The organism is Citrobacter sp. FDAARGOS_156, from assembly GCF_001559235.2.
Taxonomy (GTDB): Bacteria; Pseudomonadota; Gammaproteobacteria; order Enterobacterales; family Enterobacteriaceae; genus Citrobacter; species Citrobacter youngae.
The window spans coordinates 3714086-3738872 of the sequence record NZ_CP014030.2; the positions used below are offsets into that span (position 1 = coordinate 3714086).

21 protein-coding genes, 1 tRNA gene, 3 rRNA genes and 1 other annotated feature are annotated in these 24787 nt (G+C 50.9%); of the genes, 10 read left to right on the forward strand and 15 right to left on the reverse strand.

Annotation, left to right across the window (positions count from 1 at the left end):
* The first annotated feature begins 11 nt into the window (after nt 1-11).
* A complete protein-coding gene (locus tag AL515_RS18295; protein ID WP_048210876.1) occupies nt 12-335 on the forward strand; it encodes a YfiM family lipoprotein in 324 nt (107 codons plus the stop codon).
* Here AL515_RS18295 and AL515_RS18300 read toward each other — a convergent pair.
* From AL515_RS18300 to rluD, 8 genes are all read right to left on the reverse strand, one after another.
* Nucleotides 332-1630, reverse strand: coding sequence for an MFS transporter (locus tag AL515_RS18300; protein WP_061068371.1), 1299 nt, complete (start codon nt 1628-1630; stop codon nt 332-334). The genes AL515_RS18295 and AL515_RS18300 overlap by 4 nt on opposite strands.
* A gap of 440 nt (nt 1631-2070) precedes the next feature.
* Nucleotides 2071-2186: ribosomal RNA gene (gene rrf, locus AL515_RS18310) — 5S ribosomal RNA — on the reverse strand.
* Nucleotides 2187-2278: 92 nt separating this feature from the next.
* Nucleotides 2279-5184 (reverse strand): 23S ribosomal RNA (locus tag AL515_RS18315).
* A gap of 219 nt (nt 5185-5403) precedes the next feature.
* Nucleotides 5404-5479: transfer RNA gene (locus tag AL515_RS18320), tRNA-Glu, on the reverse strand.
* An 85-nt stretch (nt 5480-5564) separates the two neighbouring features.
* Nucleotides 5565-7106, reverse strand: a 16S ribosomal RNA gene (locus AL515_RS18325).
* Together the 16S, 23S and 5S rRNA genes with 1 tRNA gene alongside form the textbook arrangement of a ribosomal RNA operon.
* Before the next feature lie 438 nt (nt 7107-7544).
* Nucleotides 7545-10118 carry an ATP-dependent chaperone ClpB gene (gene clpB / locus AL515_RS18335; protein ID WP_061068372.1) on the reverse strand — a complete coding sequence of 858 codons (2574 nt, stop codon included), beginning with the start codon at nt 10116-10118 and terminating at the stop codon, nt 7545-7547.
* 129 nt (nt 10119-10247) lie between these two features.
* Entirely contained in the window at nt 10248-10979 is a 732-nt protein-coding gene (yfiH, locus tag AL515_RS18340; RefSeq protein ID WP_061068373.1) for a purine nucleoside phosphorylase YfiH, read from the reverse strand.
* Nucleotides 10976-11956 carry a 23S rRNA pseudouridine(1911/1915/1917) synthase RluD gene (gene rluD, locus AL515_RS18345; protein WP_061068374.1) on the reverse strand — a complete coding sequence of 327 codons (981 nt, stop codon included), beginning with the start codon at nt 11954-11956 and terminating at the stop codon, nt 10976-10978. The genes yfiH and rluD overlap by 4 nt, the downstream gene beginning before the upstream one ends.
* A 131-nt stretch (nt 11957-12087) precedes the next feature.
* Between rluD and bamD the strand changes: the two genes are divergently transcribed.
* From bamD to pheA, 4 genes are all read left to right on the forward strand, one after another.
* A complete protein-coding gene (gene bamD, locus AL515_RS18350; protein WP_005130417.1) occupies nt 12088-12825 on the forward strand; it encodes an outer membrane protein assembly factor BamD in 738 nt (245 codons plus the stop codon).
* Nucleotides 12826-13094: 269 nt separating this feature from the next.
* A complete protein-coding gene (raiA, locus tag AL515_RS18360; RefSeq protein ID WP_061068375.1) occupies nt 13095-13433 on the forward strand; it encodes a ribosome-associated translation inhibitor RaiA in 339 nt (112 codons plus the stop codon).
* A gap of 102 nt (nt 13434-13535) precedes the next feature.
* Nucleotides 13536-13661, forward strand: a sequence feature (Phe leader region).
* The gene (gene pheL / locus AL515_RS18365) at nt 13537-13584 is read left to right on the forward strand and encodes a pheA operon leader peptide PheL (RefSeq protein ID WP_100250063.1); all 48 of its coding nucleotides are present in this window, start codon (nt 13537-13539) and stop codon (nt 13582-13584) included. It overlaps the preceding feature by 48 nt.
* 21 nt (nt 13662-13682) lie before the next feature.
* Nucleotides 13683-14843 carry a bifunctional chorismate mutase/prephenate dehydratase gene (gene pheA, locus AL515_RS18370; protein WP_061068376.1) on the forward strand — a complete coding sequence of 387 codons (1161 nt, stop codon included), beginning with the start codon at nt 13683-13685 and terminating at the stop codon, nt 14841-14843.
* A 44-nt stretch (nt 14844-14887) separates the two neighbouring features.
* Here the strand turns inward: pheA and tyrA are convergent, their stop codons facing one another.
* Nucleotides 14888-16009, reverse strand: a complete 1122-nt coding sequence (gene tyrA / locus AL515_RS18375; protein ID WP_061068377.1) for a bifunctional chorismate mutase/prephenate dehydrogenase — start codon at nt 16007-16009, stop codon at nt 14888-14890.
* 9 nt (nt 16010-16018) lie between these two features.
* Nucleotides 16019-17089 (reverse strand): 3-deoxy-7-phosphoheptulonate synthase AroF, encoded by a 1071-nt coding sequence (aroF, locus tag AL515_RS18380; protein WP_005130422.1) that lies wholly within the window; start codon nt 17087-17089, stop codon nt 16019-16021.
* A 214-nt stretch (nt 17090-17303) separates the two neighbouring features.
* Between aroF and AL515_RS18385 the strand changes: the two genes are divergently transcribed.
* From AL515_RS18385 to AL515_RS18400, 4 genes are all read left to right on the forward strand, one after another.
* Nucleotides 17304-17678: a DUF2799 domain-containing protein gene (locus AL515_RS18385; RefSeq protein WP_048212935.1), complete on the forward strand. Its 375-nt coding sequence runs from the start codon at nt 17304-17306 to the stop codon at nt 17676-17678.
* Between the two features lie 158 nt (nt 17679-17836).
* The gene (locus tag AL515_RS18390; protein ID WP_061068848.1) at nt 17837-18355 is read left to right on the forward strand and encodes a YfiR family protein; all 519 of its coding nucleotides are present in this window, start codon (nt 17837-17839) and stop codon (nt 18353-18355) included.
* Nucleotides 18348-19574: a diguanylate cyclase DgcN gene (dgcN, locus tag AL515_RS18395; protein WP_061068378.1), complete on the forward strand. Its 1227-nt coding sequence runs from the start codon at nt 18348-18350 to the stop codon at nt 19572-19574. Before AL515_RS18390 ends, dgcN begins: the two co-directional genes overlap by 8 nt.
* A gap of 12 nt (nt 19575-19586) precedes the next feature.
* Nucleotides 19587-20069 (forward strand): OmpA family protein, encoded by a 483-nt coding sequence (locus tag AL515_RS18400; protein WP_048212937.1) that lies wholly within the window; start codon nt 19587-19589, stop codon nt 20067-20069.
* Nucleotides 20070-20194: 125 nt separating this feature from the next.
* On the opposite strand, the gene rplS is transcribed toward AL515_RS18400, so the two are convergent.
* The 5 genes from rplS to ffh form a co-directional block, all read right to left on the reverse strand.
* On the reverse strand, nt 20195-20542 hold the full coding sequence (gene rplS, locus AL515_RS18405) for a 50S ribosomal protein L19 (RefSeq protein ID WP_002914145.1): 348 nt from the start codon (nt 20540-20542) through the stop codon (nt 20195-20197).
* A 39-nt stretch (nt 20543-20581) separates the two neighbouring features.
* Nucleotides 20582-21349 carry a tRNA (guanosine(37)-N1)-methyltransferase TrmD gene (trmD, locus tag AL515_RS18410; protein ID WP_061068379.1) on the reverse strand — a complete coding sequence of 256 codons (768 nt, stop codon included), beginning with the start codon at nt 21347-21349 and terminating at the stop codon, nt 20582-20584.
* 44 nt (nt 21350-21393) lie between these two features.
* Nucleotides 21394-21942, reverse strand: coding sequence for a ribosome maturation factor RimM (rimM, locus tag AL515_RS18415; protein ID WP_003031230.1), 549 nt, complete (start codon nt 21940-21942; stop codon nt 21394-21396).
* 18 nt (nt 21943-21960) lie between these two features.
* Nucleotides 21961-22209, reverse strand: coding sequence for a 30S ribosomal protein S16 (gene rpsP, locus AL515_RS18420; RefSeq protein WP_003031228.1), 249 nt, complete (start codon nt 22207-22209; stop codon nt 21961-21963).
* A gap of 249 nt (nt 22210-22458) precedes the next feature.
* Entirely contained in the window at nt 22459-23820 is a 1362-nt protein-coding gene (gene ffh, locus AL515_RS18425; protein WP_048212938.1) for a signal recognition particle protein, read from the reverse strand.
* A 165-nt stretch (nt 23821-23985) separates the two neighbouring features.
* Here ffh and AL515_RS18430 point away from each other — a divergent pair, with 165 nt between their 5' ends.
* Nucleotides 23986-24777, forward strand: a complete 792-nt coding sequence (locus tag AL515_RS18430) for a cytochrome C assembly family protein (RefSeq protein WP_048212939.1) — start codon at nt 23986-23988, stop codon at nt 24775-24777.
* Nucleotides 24778-24787: the final 10 nt, after the last annotated feature.

Here is a 24787-nt window from a genome sequence, read left to right on the forward strand (position 1 = left end):
TGGAGGCAACGATGCGTCTGTGTATTCTTGCCAGTGTTTTGCTTCTTTCCGGTTGTAGCCACATGGCTAACGACAGCTGGAGTGGGCAAGACAAAGCTCAACACTTTATCGCCTCGGCCATGCTTGCCGCAGCGGGGAACGAGTATGCACAGCATCAGGGAAACAATCGCGATCGTAGCGCAGCTATCGGTTTGATGTTCTCAGTCAGCCTGGGTGCATCAAAAGAGCTGTGGGATAGCCGCCCCGCTGGGAGCGGCTGGAGCTGGAAAGACTTTGCCTGGGATGTGGCGGGCGCATCAACCGGCTATACCGTTTGGCAACTGGCACACCATTAGAGGCGTAAACCTTTTCCCTTACTGTGTAACATCAGCGAAACCAGGAATGCGACCACCGCCATCACGGTGACATACCAGAAGAATGATGTCTCCATGCCGACAGACTTCAGGGATAACGCAACATACTCGGCTGAACCACCAAACAAAGCATTAGCCACCGCATAAGATAACCCAACCCCCAGAGCACGCACCTGCGCCGGGAACATTTCGGCCTTCAGAATACCGCTAATTGACGTATAGAAACTCACGATCAACAAGGCACACATCACCAGAGCAAACGCCATGTAAGGAGACGTCACGCTTTGCAACGCGGTCAAAATGGGAACAGTAAAAATCGCGGCTAACGCGCCAAAACACAGCATTGAAGTCCGTCGGCCTATTTTATCTGACAACGCACCGAACAGCGGTTGCACCAGCATAAACACGCACAATGCAGCTGTCATAATGCCGCTGGCCACGTTGGCATGCATACCAGCCGTATTAACCAGATATTTCTGCATGTAGGTCGTAAACGTATAAAAACACAGCGAGCCAGCAGCGGTGAATCCCAGTACCATAAGAAAGGCTCTGCGGTTACGCCACAGCCCTTTCAGAGAACCCGCTTCTTTCAACGCACGGATATCCTGTTTTGATGTTTCATCCAGTTGACGACGCAACCACAATGCCACAATAGCTAACACAGCACCCAGCGCAAACGGAATACGCCAGCCCCACGCTCTTAGCGCCGAGTCTTCTAACGTTTGCTGTAATATGACCACAACCAGCAATGCCAGTAACTGCCCGCCGATTAACGTCACATACTGGAATGAGGCATAAAAACCTTTCTTACCTTCAACGGCTACTTCACTCATATAGGTAGCGCTGGTTCCGTATTCCCCACCAACAGATAACCCCTGGAATAATCTGGCCAGCAGTAATAGCGCGGGAGCCCAGGTGCCGATGGTTTCATATCCCGGAAGACAAGCGATCACCAACGATCCCATGCACATCATACAAACAGACAACAGCATAGACTTTTTACGCCCGTGTTTATCCGCAATACGACCAAAAAGCCATCCCCCGATTGGCCGCATCAGAAAGCCTGCAGCAAAAACGCCGGCAGTTTGTAAGAGTTGCGTGGTGGTGTTTCCAGATGGAAAAAAGATATGAGCAAAGTAGAGAGAGCAGAAAGAGTAAATATAGAAATCAAACCATTCAACCAGATTCCCTGACGATGCACCAACAATTGCCCATATACGACGACGGGTGTCGCCATCTGCCAGCGCCCCGTTCTCAGTTACACTGCTATCAGCCATTAGAATTGTACCCCTGCCAGGATCTTATGAATCTATCAATGACGTTTCATGTCTGTTTTAGTAAATTAAATGTTATATAATTGTTATAATTTATTATGAGAGATAGATCACGATTTTAATTAGCAGGAAAAGGATTAAGAAATGTTCGAAGGAAGAGAACCAGGTTGGCTGTCAGAATTGCCTGATGCGCTGCGCTTAATCCGGCAATGTGCACCCCGCACAGACGCAAAGAAGCCCATCCGTCAGGATGGGCTTCTTCACTTAATTGATGCCTGGCAGTTTATGGCGGGCGTCCTGCCCGCCACCCTCCGGGCCGTTGCTGCGCAACGTTCAAATCCGCTCCCGGCGGATTTGTCCTGCTCAGGAGAGCGCTCACCGACAGACCACAGATAAAAGCGAAAGGCCCGGTCTTTCGACCGGGCCTTTCGCTTTTATTTGATGCCTGGCAGTTCCCTACTCTCGCATGGGGAGACCCCACACTACCATCGGCGCTACGGCGTTTCACTTCTGAGTTCGGCATGGGGTCAGGTGGGACCACCGCGCTACAGCCGCCAGGCAAATTCTGTTATCAGACCGCTTCTGCGTTCTGATGTCATCTGTAATCAAGCTGAATCTGATGTCTCTTCGCCAAAACATCTTCGGCGTTGTAAGGTTAAGCCTCACGGTTCATTAGTATCGGTTAGCTCAATGTATCGCTACACTTACACACCCGACCTATCAACGTCATCGTCTTTAACGTTCCTTCAGGAGACTTATAGTCTCAGGGAGAACTCATCTCGGGGCAAGTTTCGTGCTTAGATGCTTTCAGCACTTATCTCTTCCGCATTTAGCTACCGGGCAATGCCATTGGCATGACAACCCGAACACCAGTGATGCGTCCACTCCGGTCCTCTCGTACTAGGAGCAGCCCCCCTCAATTCTCCAGCGCCCACGGCAGATAGGGACCGAACTGTCTCACGACGTTCTAAACCCAGCTCGCGTACCACTTTAAATGGCGAACAGCCATACCCTTGGGACCTACTTCAGCCCCAGGATGTGATGAGCCGACATCGAGGTGCCAAACACCGCCGTCGATATGAACTCTTGGGCGGTATCAGCCTGTTATCCCCGGAGTACCTTTTATCCGTTGAGCGATGGCCCTTCCATTCAGAACCACCGGATCACTAAGACCTGCTTTCGCACCTGCTCGAGCCGTCACTCTCGCAGTCAAGCTAGCTTATGCCTTTGCACTAACCTCCTGATGTCCGACCAGGATTAGCTAACCTTCGTGCTCCTCCGTTACTCTTTAGGAGGAGACCGCCCCAGTCAAACTACCCACCAGACACTGTCCGCAACCCGGATTACGGGTCCACGTTAGAACACCAGCCATTAAAGGGTGGTATTTCAAGGTTGGCTCCATGCAGACTGGCGTCCACACTTCAAAGCCTCCCACCTATCCTACACATCAAGGACCAGTGTTCAGTGTCAAGCTATAGTAAAGGTTCACGGGGTCTTTCCGTCTTGCCGCGGGTACACTGCATCTTCACAGCGAGTTCAATTTCACTGAGTCTCGGGTGGAGACAGCCTGGCCATCATTACGCCATTCGTGCAGGTCGGAACTTACCCGACAAGGAATTTCGCTACCTTAGGACCGTTATAGTTACGGCCGCCGTTTACCGGGGCTTCGATCAAGAGCTTCTCCTTACGGATAACCCCATCAATTAACCTTCCGGCACCGGGCAGGCGTCACACCGTATACGTCCACTTTCGTGTTTGCACAGTGCTGTGTTTTTAATAAACAGTTGCAGCCAGCTGGTATCTTCGACTGATTTCAGCTCCATGGGTAAACCACTTCACCTACATATCAGCGTGCCTTCTCCCGAAGTTACGGCACCATTTTGCCTAGTTCCTTCACCCGAGTTCTCTCAAGCGCCTTGGTATTCTCTACCTGACCACCTGTGTCGGTTTGGGGTACGATTTCGTGTTACCTGATGCTTAGAGGCTTTTCCTGGAAGCAGGGCATTTGTTACTTCAGCACCGTAGTGCCTCGTCATCACACCTTAGCGTTAAAAGAAGTCCGGATTTACCTAAACTTCCCGCCTACATGCTTAAACCGGGACAACCGTCGCCCGGCTAACATAGCCTTCTCCGTCCCCCCTTCGCAGTAACACCAAGTACAGGAATATTAACCTGTTTCCCATCGACTACGCCTTTCGGCCTCGCCTTAGGGGTCGACTCACCCTGCCCCGATTAACGTTGGACAGGAACCCTTGGTCTTCCGGCGTGCGGGTTTTTCACCCGCATTATCGTTACTTATGTCAGCATTCGCACTTCTGATACCTCCAGCATGCCTCACGACACACCTTCAACGGCTTACAGAACGCTCCCCTACCCAACAACACATAGTGTCGCTGCCGCAGCTTCGGTGCACAGTTTAGCCCCGTTACATCTTCCGCGCAGGCCGACTCGACCAGTGAGCTATTACGCTTTCTTTAAATGATGGCTGCTTCTAAGCCAACATCCTGGCTGTCTGTGCCTTCCCACATCGTTTCCCACTTAACTGTGACTTTGGGACCTTAGCTGGCGGTCTGGGTTGTTTCCCTCTTCACGACGGACGTTAGCACCCGCCGTGTGTCTCCCGTGATAACATTCTTCGGTATTCGCAGTTTGCATCGGGTTGGTAAGTCGGGATGACCCCCTAGCCGAAACAGTGCTCTACCCCCGAAGATGAGTTCACGAGGCGCTACCTAAATAGCTTTCGGGGAGAACCAGCTATCTCCCGGTTTGATTGGCCTTTCACCCCCAGCCACAAGTCATCCGCTAATTTTTCAACATTAGTCGGTTCGGTCCTCCAGTTAGTGTTACCCAACCTTCAACCTGCCCATGGCTAGATCACCGGGTTTCGGGTCTATACCCTGCAACTTAACGCCCAGTTAAGACTCGGTTTCCCTTCGGCTCCCCTATACGGTTAACCTTGCTACAGAATATAAGTCGCTGACCCATTATACAAAAGGTACGCAGTCACCTAACAAGTAGGCTCCCACTGCTTGTACGTACACGGTTTCAGGTTCTTTTTCACTCCCCTCGCCGGGTTCTTTTCGCCTTTCCCTCACGGTACTGGTTCACTATCGGTCAGTCAGGAGTATTTAGCCTTGGAGGATGGTCCCCCCATATTCAGACAGGATACCACGTGTCCCGCCCTACTCTTCGAGTTCACAACCTGTGCATTTTGGTGTACGGGACTATCACCCTGTACCGTCGGACTTTCCAGACCGTTCCACTAACACACAAGCTGATTCAGACTCTGGGCTGCTCCCCGTTCGCTCGCCGCTACTGGGGGAATCTCGGTTGATTTCTTTTCCTCGGGGTACTTAGATGTTTCAGTTCCCCCGGTTCGCTTCATTACGCTATGGATTCACGTAATGATAGTGTGTCGAAACACACTGGGTTTCCCCATTCGGAAATCGCCGGTTATAACGGTTCATATCACCTTACCGACGCTTATCGCAGATTAGCACGTCCTTCATCGCCTCTGACTGCCAGGGCATCCACCGTGTACGCTTAGTCGCTTAACCTCACAACCCGAAGATGTTTCGTAAAACACCACCGTGTTGCGAAAATTTGAGAGACTCGAACACACCATTTTTCATTTCTTATTACGGAGAAATGAAACAGTGTGTCGTTTCAATTTTCAGCTTGATCCAGATTTTTAAAGAGCAAATATCTCAAACGTCACCCGAAGGTAAGTTTTGAGATATTAAGGCCGGCGACTTTCACTCACACAAACCAGCAAGTGGCGTCCCCTAGGGGATTCGAACCCCTGTTACCGCCGTGAAAGGGCGGTGTCCTGGGCCTCTAGACGAAGGGGACGTGTCAGTCTCAATCGCAAGACGCCTTGCTATTTACTTTTCATCAGACAATCTGTGTGAGCACTACAAAGAACGTTTCTTTAAGGTAAGGAGGTGATCCAACCGCAGGTTCCCCTACGGTTACCTTGTTACGACTTCACCCCAGTCATGAATCACAAAGTGGTAAGCGCCCTCCCGAAGGTTAAGCTACCTACTTCTTTTGCAACCCACTCCCATGGTGTGACGGGCGGTGTGTACAAGGCCCGGGAACGTATTCACCGTGGCATTCTGATCCACGATTACTAGCGATTCCGACTTCATGGAGTCGAGTTGCAGACTCCAATCCGGACTACGACGCACTTTATGAGGTCCGCTTGCTCTCGCGAGGTCGCTTCTCTTTGTATGCGCCATTGTAGCACGTGTGTAGCCCTACTCGTAAGGGCCATGATGACTTGACGTCATCCCCACCTTCCTCCAGTTTATCACTGGCAGTCTCCTTTGAGTTCCCGACCGAATCGCTGGCAACAAAGGATAAGGGTTGCGCTCGTTGCGGGACTTAACCCAACATTTCACAACACGAGCTGACGACAGCCATGCAGCACCTGTCTCACGGTTCCCGAAGGCACCAAGCCATCTCTGGCAAGTTCCGTGGATGTCAAGAGTAGGTAAGGTTCTTCGCGTTGCATCGAATTAAACCACATGCTCCACCGCTTGTGCGGGCCCCCGTCAATTCATTTGAGTTTTAACCTTGCGGCCGTACTCCCCAGGCGGTCGACTTAACGCGTTAGCTCCGGAAGCCACGCCTCAAGGGCACAACCTCCAAGTCGACATCGTTTACGGCGTGGACTACCAGGGTATCTAATCCTGTTTGCTCCCCACGCTTTCGCACCTGAGCGTCAGTCTTTGTCCAGGGGGCCGCCTTCGCCACCGGTATTCCTCCAGATCTCTACGCATTTCACCGCTACACCTGGAATTCTACCCCCCTCTACAAGACTCTAGCCTGCCAGTTTCGGATGCAGTTCCCAGGTTGAGCCCGGGGATTTCACATCCGACTTGACAGACCGCCTGCGTGCGCTTTACGCCCAGTAATTCCGATTAACGCTTGCACCCTCCGTATTACCGCGGCTGCTGGCACGGAGTTAGCCGGTGCTTCTTCTGCGAGTAACGTCAATCGCTGCGGTTATTAACCACAACGCCTTCCTCCTCGCTGAAAGTACTTTACAACCCGAAGGCCTTCTTCATACACGCGGCATGGCTGCATCAGGCTTGCGCCCATTGTGCAATATTCCCCACTGCTGCCTCCCGTAGGAGTCTGGACCGTGTCTCAGTTCCAGTGTGGCTGGTCATCCTCTCAGACCAGCTAGGGATCGTCGCCTAGGTGAGCCGTTACCCCACCTACTAGCTAATCCCATCTGGGCACATCCGATGGCAAGAGGCCCGAAGGTCCCCCTCTTTGGTCTTGCGACGTTATGCGGTATTAGCTACCGTTTCCAGTAGTTATCCCCCTCCATCGGGCAGTTTCCCAGACATTACTCACCCGTCCGCCACTCGTCACCCAAGGAGCAAGCTCCTCTGTGCTACCGTTCGACTTGCATGTGTTAGGCCTGCCGCCAGCGTTCAATCTGAGCCATGATCAAACTCTTCAATTTAAGTTTGATGCTCGTGAATTAAACTTCGTAATGAATTACGTGTTCACTCAGAGACTTGGTATTCATTTTTCGTCTTGCGACGTTAAGAATCCGTATCTTCGAGTGCCCACACAGATTGTCTGATAAATTGTTAAAGAGCAGTGCCGCTTCGCTTTTTCTCAGCGGCGCGGGGTGTGCATATTACGCCATCCCGCTACGAAGTCAAGCATTTAATTTCGCTTTCTTCGCCGGAGTTCTCAGTGGAACCCCGCTGACCCGGCGGCTTGCGTGCCGTTGTTCCGTGTCAGTGGAGGCGCATTATAGGGAGTTATTTCAGGCTGACAAGTTAAAAATACAAAAAACTTATCAAGCGATTACTTTTTAATCAACAGCTCTATTCTTGCCTGGTTATTAAACAAAAACGAGCCCCGCAGGGCCCGTTTATTGAGGTTTTGTGACTTACTGCACTGCCACAATGCGATCGTCATTCACTTCCAGACGAATCGTTTTGCCTGGAATCAGCTCACCAGACAGGATTTGCTGCGCCAGCGGGTTTTCGATCTGCTGCTGGATAGCACGTTTCAATGGACGTGCACCATATACCGGATCGTAACCATTCGCGCTCAGCAGTTTAAGCGCCTCGTCAGAGATGTGAATTTCATAGCCACGCTCTTCCAGACGTTTATACAGACGCTGCAGTTGGATCTGAGCAATAGAAGCAATGTGTTTCTCACCCAATGGATGGAATACAACAACCTCATCTATACGGTTGATGAATTCCGGGCGGAAGTTCTGGCTCACGACGCCCAGCACCATATCCTTCATGTGACCATAATCCAGCTCACCGAAGCGTTCCTGAATCAGATCAGAGCCAAGGTTCGAGGTCATGATGACAACCGTATTACGGAAATCGACCGTTCTCCCCTGCCCGTCAGTCAAACGACCATCGTCAAGCACCTGCAACAGAATGTTAAATACATCCGGATGCGCTTTTTCCACTTCATCCAGCAGAATGACAGAGTAAGGACGACGGCGTACCGCTTCCGTCAGATACCCACCTTCTTCATAACCGACATATCCCGGAGGCGCCCCGACCAGACGAGAGACAGAATGTTTCTCCATAAACTCGGACATATCGATACGCACCATCGCGTCGTCGCTGTCGAACATAAAATTAGCCAGCGCCTTACACAGTTCGGTTTTACCGACACCGGTTGGGCCAAGGAACAGGAATGAACCAATCGGACGATTCGGATCGGACAAACCCGCACGGCTACGGCGGATGGCATTAGATACCGCTTCTACCGCTTCGTTCTGGCCAATCACGCGGCTGTGCAGCTCCTGTTCCATCCGCAATAATTTTTCCCGCTCGCCTTCCAACATACGAGCCACCGGGATCCCGGTCCAGCGCGCCAACACTTCTGCAATTTCTGCATCCGTCACTTTATTACGCAGCAGACGCATGGTTTTGCCTTCAGACTGGGTGGCTGCTTCCAGCTGTTTTTCCAGTTCCGGAATTTTGCCGTACTGCAGCTCGGACATGCGCGCCAGGTCGCCGACACGACGCGCCTGTTCGATAGCGATTTTTGCCTGTTCCAGCTCCGCCTTAATAGTCTGCGTGCCGGAGAGGGACGCTTTTTCAGCTTTCCACTCTTCTTCTAACTCAGAGTACTGGCGCTCTTTGTCGTCCAGCTCTTCATTAAGCATATCAAGACGTTTTTTGCTCGCCTCATCAGACTCTTTCATTAACGCCTGCTGTTCCAGCTTGAGCTGGATGATACGACGGTCGAGTCTGTCGAGTTCCTCCGGTTTGGAGTCAATCTGCATACGAATGCTGGATGCCGCTTCGTCAATGAGGTCGATAGCTTTATCCGGTAACTGACGATCGGCAATATAACGATGAGACAACGTAGCTGCCGCAACAATCGCCGGGTCAGTAATCTGTACATGGTGGTGCAGCTCGTAACGTTCTTTCAGTCCACGCAAAATGGCGATGGTGTCTTCTACTGATGGCTCAGCCACAAACACTTTCTGGAAACGACGTTCCAGCGCCGCATCTTTTTCGATGTACTGGCGGTATTCATCAAGCGTGGTGGCCCCTACGCAGTGCAGCTCCCCGCGCGCCAGCGCTGGTTTCAACATGTTGCCGGCGTCCATCGCGCCATCGGCTTTACCTGCACCGACCATTGTATGCAACTCATCGATGAACAGAATGACGTTGCCTTCCTGTTTCGAGAGATCGTTGAGCACACCTTTTAAACGTTCTTCAAATTCACCGCGATACTTCGCCCCGGCCACCAGCGCGCCCATATCCAGTGCCAGCACGCGACGACCTTTTAATCCTTCAGGTACTTCACCGTTAATGATTCGCTGTGCCAGCCCTTCGACGATAGCGGTTTTACCAACACCTGGCTCACCGATCAAAACCGGGTTATTTTTAGTACGACGTTGCAGCACCTGAATAGTGCGGCGAATTTCTTCATCACGACCAATAACCGGATCGAGTTTGCCTTGTTCGGCGCGTTCGGTCAGGTCGACGGTATATTTTTTCAAGGCCTGACGTTGGTCTTCAGCCCCCTGGTCATTCACGCTTTCACCTCCACGCATTTGTTCAATTGCCTGAGTGATATTGGCGGTTGTCGCTCCAGCTGATTTTAATAAATCGGTCAGCGTACCGCGTGACTCAAGCGCCGCCAGAACGAACAGTTCTGACGAAATAAAGTTGTCCCCACGTTTTTGCGCCAGCTTGTCGCAAAGATTCAGTACACGCATCAGTTCCTGAGAAGGCTGCACATCACCGCCGGTACCTTCGACCTGCGGCAAACGGCTCAACGCCTGGTCAATCGCTGTGCGTAACTGGCCAGCATTAATGCCAGCGGACGTTAACAAAGGACGAACCGATCCCCCTTCCTGATTCAGCAAGGCGCTCATTAGATGAAGTGGTTCGATGAATTGATTGTCGTGCCCCAATGCGAGTGACTGGGCATCGGCAAGAGCAAGCTGGAATTTATTGGTAAGACGATCCAGACGCATAACTCCTCCCATAACAGGCCAAAATTGCTACTGGAGATTAAATGAGGTCATCCCTCAATTATTCAAGGTGAATGACCTGAATTATGTGAAAAGAAAATTACACGTACCGGATCGTCTTGATTCTTTAGGTTATATCAGCCAAATAAAACTTGCCATACGACCCGTGGTATTGTCGCGACGATAAGAGAAGAACGTCTCACTTTCGCTGAAGGTGCAATGGTCACCACCGTAGACGTTCTCAACCCCCACATTTGCCAGACGTTGACGTGCAAGCTGATAGATATCCGCCAGATATTTTTCACCACGCGGTACAAATGCGATGTCCGCTTGCAGATCTTTCGCCATGAACGCTTCGCGGACTTCTGCTCCCACTTCAAACGCGTCCGGGCCAATCGCCGGGCCTAGCCAGGCGATAATGTTTTCCGGTTTATCGGCAAAGCACGCCACCGTTTCTTCCAGCACACCTTCACATAACCCGCGCCAGCCCGCATGGGCCGCCGCCACCTCTGTTCCAGCACGATTACAAAACAGCACCGGCAGACAGTCCGCCGTCATCACCGCACATACGGTGCCCGGCGTATTACTGTAGGACGCATCTGCACGTTTAGATAAGTATGGCCCGCCGCTCAATTTCAGGACGTCTTTACCGTGTACCTGTTCAAGCCAGACGGGTTTCGAAGGCAGATTGCCCGCAGCAAACAGCCGCTTGCGGTTCTCTTCCACATGCTCCGGGTTATCACCACAATGGGCACCCAGGTTAAGCGAATCATAAGGCGACAGACTGACGCCGCCAATGCGGGTAGAACTACAGGCCGCGACACCCTGAGGTATCGGCCACTGCGGGACAATTAGCTTACTCATAGCCAGGCAACATCATCCTTATGCTCTTCGAAATCAGCGCGCATCACTTCGATAAGCTCCACCATATCTTGCGGAATCGGCGCATGCCATTCCATCTCAATACCGGAAATCGGGTGATACAAACGCAACATGGTCGCGTGCAGCGCCTGACGGTCAAACTTACGCAGCACGGAGATAAACTCGTCAGAAGCGCCTTTCGGTGGACGCGGACGACCACCGTAGACCTGGTCGCCCACCAGCGGATGGGTGATATGCGCCATGTGCACGCGGATCTGGTGCGTACGTCCGGTTTCCAGACGCAACCGCAGACGCGTGTGCACACGGAAATGCTCCATAATGCGATAGTGCGTTACCGCAGGTTTCCCCATTGGATGCACTGACATATGCGTACGTTTGGTTGGATGACGGCTGATCGGTTCTTCGACTGTACCGCCCGCTGTCATATGGCCAATCGCCACGGCTTCATACTCACGAATGATTTCGCGCAGCTGCAATGACTCGACCAGGCGCGTTTGCGCCGGGACAGTTTTTGCCACAACCATAAGTCCGGTTGTGTCTTTATCCAGACGGTGCACAATACCGGCTCGTGGGACATCCGCAATTGGCGGGTAGTAATGCAACAACGCATTCAATACCGTACCATCAGGATTCCCGGCGCCCGGATGCACTACAAGGTCACGAGGTTTGTTGATGACAAGAATGTCGTCATCTTCATAAACGATATCCAGCGGGATATCCTGAGCTTCAAAACGAACCTCTTCATCAATTTCAGCATTGATGGAGACACGCTCTCCACCTAACACTTTTTCTTTCGGCTTATCGCAAAGATTGCCATTTACCAGTACGCGCTGGTCGAGGATCCATTCTTTTATGCGCGATCGCGAATAATCAGGGAACAATTCGGCCAAAGCCTGATCTAAGCGTTGACCAAGCTGATTTTCGGAGACTGTTGCGGTGAGTTCTACTCGTTGTGCCATAAACTGCTTCTTCGTTTAACGTTGGGTTTTACGGCTTTGCCGTTTAATATAGTGTGCTATTGTAGCTGGTCTTAACCGGGAGCAGGAACAGAGAATCTCCCGTATTACATTTTGAGGAAAGTCAAAACGTCATGACGCGCATGAAATATCTGGTGGCAGCAGCCACGTTGAGCCTGTTTTTGGCGGGTTGCTCTGGTTCAAAGGAAGAGGTGCCCGATAATCCGCCAAATGAAATCTACGCGACTGCTCAGCAAAAGCTGCAGGACGGTAACTGGAAACAGGCAATAACGCAATTGGAAGCGTTGGATAACCGCTATCCATTTGGACCGTATTCTCAGCAGGTGCAATTAGATCTCATCTACGCCTACTATAAAAACGCCGATCTGCCACTTGCTCAGGCTGCCATCGATCGTTTTATTCGTCTGAACCCGACTCACCCGAACATTGATTATGTCATGTACATGCGTGGCCTGACCAATATGGCGTTGGATGATAGCGCGCTGCAAGGATTCTTTGGCGTCGATCGTAGCGATCGCGATCCACAGCACGCCCGAGCTGCGTTTAATGACTTTTCCAAACTGGTACGTGGTTATCCGAACAGCCAGTACACAACCGATGCCACGAAGCGTCTGGTGTTCCTGAAAGATCGTCTGGCGAAGTATGAATACTCTGTTGCTGAGTACTATACCGCCCGTGGCGCATGGGTTGCAGTCGTGAACCGTGTGGAAGGTATGCTGCGTGACTATCCGGATACCCAGGCAACGCGTGATGCCCTGCCGTTGATGGAAAACGCTTATCGCCAAATGCAGATGAATGCCCAGGCAGAAAAAGTAGCGAAAATCATTGCCGCTAACAGCAGCAACACCTGATTGACCTCAGAATGCAAAACGGCAGCCCAAGGGCTGCCGTTTTTTTATCCGTTAACACCACAACTGAAGCGGTTTAGCTGCGACGCATCCTATCAAATATGGCCTGCTTTCAGGTATTCCTCAAGTAAAAAATCGCCTGTTCCTGCGGTGCCTCACAAAAAGGTTTTCTTGACAAAAAGCGACAAAAATATGTGATTTAGATCACATATTTTGACATTAGGAACGGTATGCTGGAATCACCAAGACGGGAAAGACAAGAGGTAAAATTTATGACAATGAACATTACCAGTAAACAAATGGAAATTACTCCGGCAATTCGCCAGCATGTCGCAGACCGTCTCGCCAAACTTGAAAAATGGCAAACTCATCTGATTAATCCACATATCATTCTGTCTAAGGAGCCACAGGGTTTCATTGCTGATGCCACCATCAATACACCGAACGGACATCTGGTCGCCAGCGCAAAACACGAGGATATATACACCGCCATTAACGATTTGATCAACAAGCTGGAACGGCAGCTCAATAAAGTGCAGCACAAAGGCGAAGCCCGTCGTGCAACAACTTCAGTAAAAGACGCCAACTTCGTCGAAGCAGAAGAAGAGTAGTCCCTTACATTGAGTGTATCGCCAACGCGCCTTCGGGCGCGTTTTTTGTTGACATGGTGAAAACAGTACGGGTACTTTACTGATGTAGCCAAAGGAAAATTACATGAAACTTGTCCCGTTCTTCTTCGCATTCTTTTTTACCTTCCCCTGAATGGGAGGCGTTTCGTCGTGTGATAAAGAATGCGAAGACGAACAATAAGGCCTCCCACAACGGGAGGCCTTTTTTTTGATAACAAGAAAGGCAACACTATGACATCGGAAAACCCATTGCTGGCGCTGCGCGATAAGATCAGCACGCTGGATGAAAAATTACTGGCCCTCCTGGCTGAGCGACGTGGACTGGCCGTAGAAGTTGGCAAAGCTAAACTGCTTTCACATCGTCCGGTTCGTGATATCGACCGTGAGCGCGACCTGTTAGACCGCCTGATTCAGCTTGGCAAAGCACATCATCTTGATGCTCATTACATTACTCGCCTGTTCCAGCTGATTATCGAAGACTCCGTCCTGACCCAGCAGGCGCTCCTTCAGCAGCATCTGAATAAGAGCAACCCGCATTCCGCTCGTGTTGCCTTCCTGGGACCAAAAGGGTCTTACTCACACCTCGCCGCCCGTCAGTACGCCGCACGTCATTTTGAGCAGTTTATTGAAAGCGGCTGCGCGAAATTTGCCGATATCTTTAATCAGGTTGAGACCGGACAGGCAGACTACGCGGTAGTGCCTATTGAAAACACCAGTTCCGGTGCGATTAATGACGTTTACGATCTGCTGCAGCACACCAGCCTGTCTATCGTTGGCGAGATGACGATTACTATCGATCATTGCGTACTGGTGTCGGGAACAACCGATCTGGAGAGCATCGACACGGTATACAGCCACCCACAACCGTTCCAGCAGTGCAGCAAGTTCCTGAACCGCTACCCGCACTGGAAGATTGAATACACTGAAAGCACTTCAGCTGCGATGGAAAAGGTCGCCCAGGCTAATTCGCCACGCGTGGCAGCCCTGGGAAGCGAAGCCGGTGGTGTACTGCATGGTCTGCAGGTACTTGAGCATATTGAAGCTAATCAGACACAAAACATTACCCGCTTCGTGGTACTGGCACGTAAAGCAATCAATGTTTCTGACCAGGTTCCAGCGAAAACAACGTTGCTGATGGCGACAGGACAACAGGCAGGTGCGCTGGTAGAAGCATTGCTGGTGCTGCGTAACCATAATCTGATTATGACTAAACTGGAGTCACGCCCGATTCACGGCAATCCGTGGGAAGAGATGTTTTATCTTGATATCCAGGCCAATCTGGAATCGCCCCAAATGCAAAAAGCATTGAAAGAGCTGGGTGAGATTACGCGTTCGATGAAAGTATTGGGATGTTATCCGAGTGAAAACGTGGTGCCGGTCGATCCAAGCTAACGTTTGACAATGCCGGATGGCACTACGCTTATCCGGCATCTTAATTAAGGACGGCTGTCATTCGCCTGGCGTAACAAAGTACGGCTTTCACTCTGGAAGCGCTGCGCATAGTCGCCAAACCAGTGTTCCACCTTACGGAAACTGTCGATAAAAGCCTGCTTATCGCCCTGCTCCAGTAAACCGATCGCCTCACCAAAACGTTGGTAGTAGCGCTTGATCAGCGCAAGGTTGCTTTCAGACGACATAATAATATCGGCATAGAGCTGAGGATCCTGGGCAAACAGACGGCCAACCATTGCCAGTTCAAGACGGTAAATAGGTGAAGAAAGAGCCAGTAACTGCTCCAGTTGCACATTCTCCTCCGCTAAATGCAGCCCATACGCAAATGTCGCAAAGTGGCGTAACGCCTGAATGAACGCCATATTCTGGTCGTGCTCAACGGCGCTGATCCGATGCAGCCGCGCACCCCATACCTGAATCTGTTCCAGAAACCACTGATAGGCTTCCGGCTGACGTCCATCACACCAGACGACGACCTGCTTTGCCAGACTGCCGCTGTCCGGACCAAACATCGGGTGTAACCCCACAACCGGACCGTCATGTGCCGCCAGCATCGCCTGCAGAGGACCATTTTTCACTGAGGCCAGATCCACCAGAATGCAGTCAGACGGCAGACGCGGTAGTTTGGCGATCACCTGCTCGGTGACGTGGATCGGCACACTGACGATCACCATGCCTGCATCGGCGACGATCTCCGTGGCGCGATCCCAGTCCTGCTGTTCCAGGATCCGCACCTGATAACCAGACAGCGTCAGCATCTTCTCGAACAGCCGCCCCATCTGTCCGCCACCACCGACGATCACCACCGGACGCAAAGAAGGACAAAGCGTCTTAAAGCCTTTGTCATTCTCACTGGAATAAGACTCGCGCATAACCCGACGCAATACATCTTCGATCAGATCTGGCGGCACCCCCAGCGCTTCAGCTTCTGCACGGCGGGAAGCCAACATCGAGGCTTCCCGCTCGGGTACGTAGATCGGCAGCCCAAAGCGGCTTTTGACTTCACCGACTTCGGCAACCAGCTCCAGACGCCGTGCCAGTAAATCCAGCAACGCCTTATCAACTTCATCAATTTGATCGCGTAGTGCGGTCAATTCAGCAACCATACCAACCTCTTATGCTACACGCGCCGTCAGTTGGCCGTTTAAATCCTGGCTAATTTCACGCAGTAGCGCATCCGTCATTTCCCAGCTAATGCAGGCATCAGTTACGGAGACGCCGTATTTCATTTCGCTACGTGGCTGTTCGGAGGACTGGTTGCCTTCGTGAATATTACTTTCAATCATCAAGCCGATGATTGAGCGATTGCCATCTTTGATTTGGGCGATCACAGATTCAGCCACGGCTGGCTGGCGACGGTAATCTTTATTGGAATTACCATGACTGCAATCTACCATCAGAGAAGGTCGTAGTCCTGCCTGCTCCATCTCTTTTTCACACTGGGCGACATCCGCTGGGCTGTAGTTCGGCGCTTTACCGCCACGCAGGATCACGTGACCATCTGGATTACCCTGAGTTTGCAGTAGTGCAACCTGCCCCGCCTGGTTAATACCAACAAAGCGGTGTGATTGTGCTGCGGCGCGCATGGCGTTAATTGCCGTTGCCAGGCTCCCATCTGTACCATTCTTAAAACCAACCGGCATGGAAAGACCAGAAGCCATTTCACGGTGCGTCTGTGATTCAGTGGTACGCGCACCGATAGCAGACCAGCTAAACAGATCGCCCAGGTATTGCGGGCTGTTTGGATCTAACGCTTCTGTTGCCAGCGGTAGCCCCATATTCACCAGTTCAAGCAGCAGTTGACGCGCAATTTTCAAGCCTGCTTCAACATCAAAAGAGCCATCCATATGAGGATCATTAATTAACCCTTTCCAACCGACGGTGGTACGGGGCTTTTCAAAGTAGACGCGCATCACCAGGTAGAGGCTATCGCTGACCTCTGCGGCAAGGGCTTTAAATCGACGAGCGTACTCAATAGCCGCTTCAGGATCGTGAATCGAGCATGGACCACACACCACCAGCAGTCGCGGGTCGCGACCAGAGATAATGTCTGAAATGGTTTTACGCGACTGAGCGATTTGCGCCTCCTGTGCAAGGCTCAGCGGAAATTCCGCTTTAAGCTGCTCTGGGGTCATCAGAACCTGTTCGTCGGTAATGTGTACGTTGTTCAGCGCGTCTTTTTGCATGATGGTGATCCTGTTTAGCTCGTTTGCGATAGTTTTCCTCAGCGAGGAGATAATCACGATAACACAATAGGTAAAGATTTCAATCCACATTCCGTAAATTTTTATTTACGGAACACCTTTTTACAGCAAAAATACTGCAAAATTCCGTACAATTAAATTTACACCATTCTATATATGAATCCGCTATGCTTTAAAAAAACGGGGAGAACAGGCAATGAAGCAACTCATCTGTACCTTATTTGTATTATTTCTCAGCGGATGTCAGATAGATCCCTATACTTTTTCCCCTACCTGGACAGGTACCGACTGGTTTGATGCCGGAATACAGGATGCCATTTCAGGCCATGTCGTTAAAGATAACGAGACACTTGCCGACAACTACAATGACCCGGAGGTCGATCGTGCCCAATATCTTAAGGGGTACGCCGAAGGACAAAGGAAAACCTGTCAGCAGGACTTTGTTTACGCGAGAGGATTGACCGGCAAAACCTTCCCCGCCAGTTGCGACACGGTAGACAATGTCAGCCGATTACATGAAGCATGGCAAAAAGGAGCAAACGAAGGAGCAGCCTCAACAAGGTTAAATTAAACAAGAGCTTAAATTTTATAAATTAATGAGATTTAGCTTAAATACTCAATGCACTCATTCCAGGAATAATGACGCCCTGGGAAAATAATGTTATTTTGTTGCAAACAATCTTGAATGTATATCGACGCAATACGGCAAACGCTGGTAGGTACCTATTCATGAGCTTTTCTTACCGACTCATACTTCTACTGGCACTGCTTCTGACCGGATTACCTCTGTACGCTCACAGCGTCACGGAAGAGGCAAAATCTGTGCGCTCTATAGTTTCCGGTATCGTCAGCTATACACGCTGGCCAGCACTTTCAGGGCCACCAAAACTGTGTATATTCTCTTCTTCGCGCTTTTCCAGCGTGCTGGAAGATACCCGAGCAGGAGCACTACCCTATCTTCCTGTCATCATTCATACGGAACAAGAAGTTTTAGTTGCGCAGTGTGATGGTTTTTATTTTGGAAAAGAAAGCCCTACATATCAGGCGGAACTAAAGAATAAATATCCTACTAAGGCATTGTTATTAATTGCCGAACAGAATCCCGAATGCGTTATTGGCAGCGCTTTTTGCCTCATAATTAAAGATGAAGACGTGAGATTTTCCGTAAATATGGATTCCCTGTCACGCAGCGGTGTAAGGGTAAGTCCAGACGTATTGATGCTTGCGCGGAATAAAAAGCATGAATAAGGGTCCTTCTCCCATAAAACGCCCAACGTTTAAGCGGACGCTGCGGCGTATCAGCATCGTCAGCGTACTGGTAACCATGACGCTGATTTGGCTGCTGCTTAGCATTTCGTCTGTGCTGGCTCTGAAGCAATACGCACAAAAGAATCTGGATCTCACGGCAGCAACCATGACCCGCACGCTCGAAGCCGCATTAGTCTTTTCGGATAGCGTCGCAGCGTCGGAAACGCTGGCGGCACTAGGACAGCAAGGGCAATTTTCAGTTGCAGAAGTCCGCAATCAAAAGCAGAAAGTGATCGCCACCTGGCGCTATGACGCGCAGGATGCTACTGACAAAATCAGCAGTATCATCAGCCACTGGTTGTTCCCACAACCGGTAACTCAACCCATTTTGCACAATGGCGACGTTATTGGTGAGGTGCGCCTGATTGCTCGCGACAGCGTTATTAGTCATTTCATTTATTTGTCGCTGGCGGTTCTTACCGGATGCATTTTACTGGCATCGGGTATTGCATTAATGCTTACTCGTTATTTACACAATGGTGTCGTGGACGCCCTGCAAAATATTACTGAGGTGGTACATGATGTTCGTACCAATCGTAATTTCTCACGGCGCGTATCTGAAGAACGGATTGAAGAATTTCATCTGTTTGCGCAGGACTTTAATAGCCTGCTGGATGAAATGGAAGAGTGGCAACTACGTCTCCAGGCAAAGAATGCCCAACTGTTGCGTACCGCGCTACATGACCCTTTGACTGGTCTTGCGAACCGTGCCGCATTTCGCAGCAGTATTAACGCACTGATGAACGACGACGCGGCCCACAGCAGCTCTGCGTTGTTATTCCTTGATGGCGATAATTTTAAATTTATTAATGATACCTGGGGACACGCTGCGGGCGATCGGGTCCTGATTGAAGTCGCAAAAAGGCTGGCCGAATTTGGTGGTAATCGGCATCACCCATACCGACTTGGCGGCGATGAATTTGCCATGGTGCTTTACAGCGTCCATTCTGAATACGAAGTTCAACGTATCTGCGCGGCGTTGTCGCAAGAGTTTAATCGACCTTTTGACCTGCATAACGGTCATCTGGCAAGCATGACACTCAGTATTGGTTTTGCGCTGACGTGGGAACATGCCTCTGCCGAGAAATTACAAGAACTTGCCGATCATAATATGTATCAGGCTAAAAATTTGCGCGCTGAGCGCATTATTAAAAAATAAGGAATTACACACATGCTAAGACGTTTATTATCCCCGTTTATTCTCATTATGCTGATTCTGGCAGGCTGTCAGGCACCTCAGGGGAAATTTACCCCAGAGCAAATTGCAGCTATGAAATCGTACGGATTTACTGAAGCTTCAGGAGACTGGTCTCTGGGTTTGTCTGACACCATCCTGTTTGACAAAAACGACTATAAACTCCGCCCTGAAAGTGAAAAGCAAATCCAGGAAATGGCGTCCAAACTGGCTGCTACCGGGTTAAACCATGCTCGTCTGGATGGTCACACCGATAACTATGGCGAGGACAGCTACAACGAAGCTCTGTCGCTCAAACGAGCCAATGTGGTTGCAGACGCCTGGGCTCGGGGTGCCAATATTCCACGTACTAACCTGACAACCCAAGGGCTCGGGAAGAAATACCCGCTTGCCAGCAATCAGACGTCAAAAGGCCGTGCCGAAAACCGCCGCGTTGCAGTCGTGATCTCGACACCGTAATCAATATCCAACTGGCTGCGCGTCGCGCAGTCATCTGATAAAAAAACAAAACATAAAGGTCGGAATAAAAAAAGGGCCAGCCTTTCGGCCAGCCCTTTTCTAACAGGATGTCGCTTGCGCGAATCTTAGTTAAGACGCTCTTTGATACGAGCAGACTTACCAGTGCGCTCACGCAGGTAGTACAGTTTAGCTTTACGAACAGCACCACGACGTTTAACAGCAATGCTGTCAACTACCGGAGAGTGAGTCTGGAAGACACGCTCAACGCCTTCGCCGTTGGAAATTTTACGAACAGTGAATGCAGAGTGCAGACCGCGGTTACGAATAGCGATAACCACGCCCTCGAATGCCTGCAGACGTTTTTTGGAACCTTCAACAACCCATACTTTCACTTCCACGGTATCACCCGGACGGAAGGAAGGTACGTCCTGCTTCATCTGTTCTTGTTCAAGTTGCTTAATAATGTTGCTCATAATTTAATCTCTTATCCTGGGTAAACTGATATTGGGGGCTTACGCCTGCCCATCATGTTTATGTTGCTGTTGTGCGTGTTCCTTTTTGAACTCCGCCAGCAACCTTGCTTGCTCTTCAGTCAGAGCCAGGTTTTCCAGAAGTTCAGGTCTTCTAAGCCAGGTCCGGCCCAGCGACTGCTTCAAACGCCAGCGACGTATCTCAGCGTGGTTCCCCGACAGTAATACCGCCGGTACTTCCATCTGCTCTAACACTTCAGGTCGGGTATAGTGTGGGCAGTCCAGCAACCCGTCAGCAAACGAATCTTCGATTGCCGAAGCCTCATGACCCAGAACCCCCGGAATAAACCGGGAAACGGAATCGATCAGCGTCATTGCCGGTAACTCACCACCGCTGAGAACGTAATCGCCGATTGACCATTCTTCGTCAATTTCGGTTTGAATCACGCGCTCATCTATTCCTTCATAGCGACCGCACACCAGAATCAACTTTTGATTCGTTGCCAGTTCGCAAACGCCCGCTTGATCAAGCTTGCGTCCCTGAGGTGACAGATAAATCACCTTTGCGCCTTCACCAGCCGCAGCTTTTGCTGCATGAATGGCGTCCCGTAAAGGTTGCACCATCATTAACATCCCCGGTCCGCCGCCGTACGGACGATCGTCCACGGTACGGTGCCGGTCATGAGTAAAGTCACGAGGACTCCAGCTCTGGATGTTCAGCAGGCCATTTTTTACTGCCCGGCCAGTTACCCCGTAATCGGTAATTGCGCGGAACATTTCTGGAAACAGGCTAACGATACCTATAAACACAAGCCAATCCCCATAACGCCGACTTTTACCGTTTATCCGGTGGTTTAAAAACCAGGATCCCAATCTACTTCGATAGTACGAGTAGCGAGATCGACTTTCTTGATAACCTGCCCATCGAGGAACGGCACAAGACGTTCCTTGATACCAAACGCATCTTTCAGGTTTGCCTTGATGACGATGACGTCATTCGAACCGGTTTCCATCATATCGACGACTTTACCGAGATCGTAGCCTTCAGTGGTCACTACCTGGCAGCCCATAAGGTCTTTCCAGTAGTAGGAACCATCTTCCAGCGCTGGCAACTGCGAGGAATCCACGACAATTTCGCAATTAGTCAGTAGATTCGCCGAATCACGATCGTCAACGCCTTTCAGCTTGATGATCAGATCCTGATTGTGGTGCTTCCAGCTTTCCAGCTGTACTTGCTGCCACTGACCCGCCTTCTGGATAAACCAGGGCTGATAGTCAAAAATGCTTTCGGCGTCTTCAGTGGAAGAAAACACTCTGAGCCAACCACGGATACCGTAAGAAGACCCCATTTTCCCCAAAACGATGGGTTCTACAGGAGCCTGTGCGGCGAGTTGCTTGCTCATCATGACCACCGTGACAGATTAAGCTGCTTTGTTTGCTGCTTTGATCAGCGTAGCTACGCGATCAGAAATAGTCGCGCCCTGGCCAACCCAGTGAGCGATGCGATCCAGATCCAGGCGAGTGCCTTCTTCTTTTTCGCTAGCGATTGGGTTAAAGAAGCCAACGCGCTCGATGAAGCGACCGTTGCGTGCATTACGGCTGTCGGTAACAACAACCTGGTAGAACGGACGCTTTTTAGCGCCGTGACGAGCTAAACGAATAGTAACCATAACATCCTCTTGTGTGAATAAAACACCCAGGCCCCATCGAGGAACGGAGCCCGGGTGTCATATTAAAAGCCCGAAAATTTTACTGATTTCTGGGGAAAATGCAATCAGCAGTTGATAACTCTGCTATAAAAGGCCGTCGGCGGTGCCGTCAGTTCGGTGCCGGCGTGCGCGCAGCCACCGGAGCGTACACGCAGTACGTGAGGATGGCGAGCACACCCCGGTGCCGAAATGGCAAACAAGCCAGGCCGATTAGCGACCAGGGAATCCTGGGGGCATCATCCCTTTCATATTCCGCATCATCTTCGCCATTCCGCCCTTCTTCATTTTCTTCATCATGCGCTGCATGTCGTCGAACTGTTTCAGAAGACGGTTAACGTCCTGTACCTGCATCCCGCAGCCCAGTGCGATACGGCGTTTGCGGGAGCCTTTGATGATTTCCGGTTTAGCGCGTTCTTTCATCGTCATCGAGTTGATGATGGCTTCCATACGCACCAGCACTTTATCGTCCATCTGCGATTTCACGTTGTCAGGGATCTGCCCCATGCCCGGCAGCTTGCCCATCAGGCTGGCCATGCCGCCCATGTTTTTCATCTGCTTAAGCTGTTCAAGGAAATCGTTCAGATCGAAGCCGTCGCCTTTTTTCAGCTTGCTTGCTAATTTCTCTGCCTGTGCACGGTCAACTTTGCTTTCGATATCTTCGATCAGCGACAGCACGTCGCCCATGCCGAGAATACGTGAGGCAATTCTGTCCGGATGGAACGGCTCCAGCGCTTCCGTTTTCTCACCAACGCCGAGGAATTTAATCGGCTTACCAGTGATATGACGAATAGACAATGCCGCACCGCCACGGGCGTCACCATCGACTTTAGTCAGTACCACACCGGTCAGCGGCAGTGCTTCGTTAAACGCTTTCGCAGTATTCGCAGCATCCTGACCGGTCATGGCATCGACAACAAACAGCGTTTCTACTGGATTGATAGACGCGTGAACCTGTTTGATTTCGTCCATCATCGCTTCATCAACATGCAGACGACCGGCGGTATCCACCAGTAGCACGTCGTAGAATTTGAGCTTAGCTTCTTTCAGCGCGGCATTAACAATATCAATCGGCTTCTGACCGACGTCAGACGGGAAGAAGTCCACGCCGACCTGCTCGGCCAACGTTTCCAGCTGTTTGATCGCCGCCGGGCGATAGACGTCGGCAGAGACCACCAGCACTTTTTTCTTGTGCTTCTCGCGCAGGAATTTACCCAGCTTACCGACGCTGGTGGTTTTACCCGCCCCCTGCAGGCCCGCCATCAGCACCACGGCCGGTGGCTGTGCCGCCAGATTTAGCGTCTGGTTTTCTTCGCCCATCGCCGAAACCAGTTCGCTACGAACGATTTTAACGAACTCCTGACCCGGGGTCAGGCTCTTGTTAACTTCGTGACCAACCGCTTTCTCTTTTACGCGATTGATAAACTCACGCACTACCGGCAGCGCAACGTCAGCCTCCAGTAGCGCCATGCGCACTTCGCGCAGCGTCTCTTTAACGTTGTCTTCAGTAAGGCGTCCACGGCCACTGATATTGCGCAGCGTGCGCGACAAACGATCGGTTAAATTATCAAACATTGTCTCTCGCCTGAGGTGGAAACGGTCGGTCGCAACAGCGACACATCAACAGAAATTTGTCGCAGTATAACATGAAGCCGCCTTTGTTGTTATGCAACGGTTGGAGCAGCGGTCACGTAACGCTATACTGCTTTTCTTTATTCCTGGCCAACTGTCGACACCCATATGCCCGTTTTTGCTCTGTTAGCCCTTGTCGCCTATTCCGTCAGCCTTGCGCTGATCGTTCCCGCCCTGCTGCAAAAAAACAGCGGCTGGCGGCGTATGGCTATTCTTTCTGCGGTTATCGCGCTGGTCTGTCACGCGTTTGCCCTGGAAGCACGTATTCTGCCAGGTGGTGAAAGCGGACAAAACTTGAGCCTGCTGAACGTCGGTTCTCTGGTTAGCCTGATGATCTGTACTGTCATGACCATTGTGGCCTCGCGCAACCGCGGCTGGCTATTGCTACCGATCGTCTATGCGTTTGCATTAATCAATCTGGCATGCGCTACGTTTATGCCCAACGAATACATCACCCATCTCGAAGCAACTCCGGGCATGATGATTCACATCGGGTTATCGCTGTTCGCTTACGCCACGCTGATTATCGCCGCGCTCTATGCGCTGCAACTGGCATGGATTGACTACCAGTTGAAAAACAAAAAACTGGCCTTCAGCAATGAAATGCCACCGCTGATGAGCATTGAGCGGAAGATGTTTCATATCACCCAGATAGGCGTGGTTCTGCTGACGCTGACGCTGTGTACTGGCCTGTTTTATATGCACAACCTGTTCAGCACAGAAAATATTGATAAAGCCGTTCTGTCTATCGTGGCATGGTTTGTCTATATCGTTCTGCTGTGGGGACATTACCATGAAGGCTGGCGTGGACGTCGTGTCGTCTGGTTTAACGTCGCAGGCGCAGGTATTCTGACGCTGGCCTATTTCGGCAGCCGCATCCTGCAGCAGTTCGTGAGTTAAATCTTTAAGG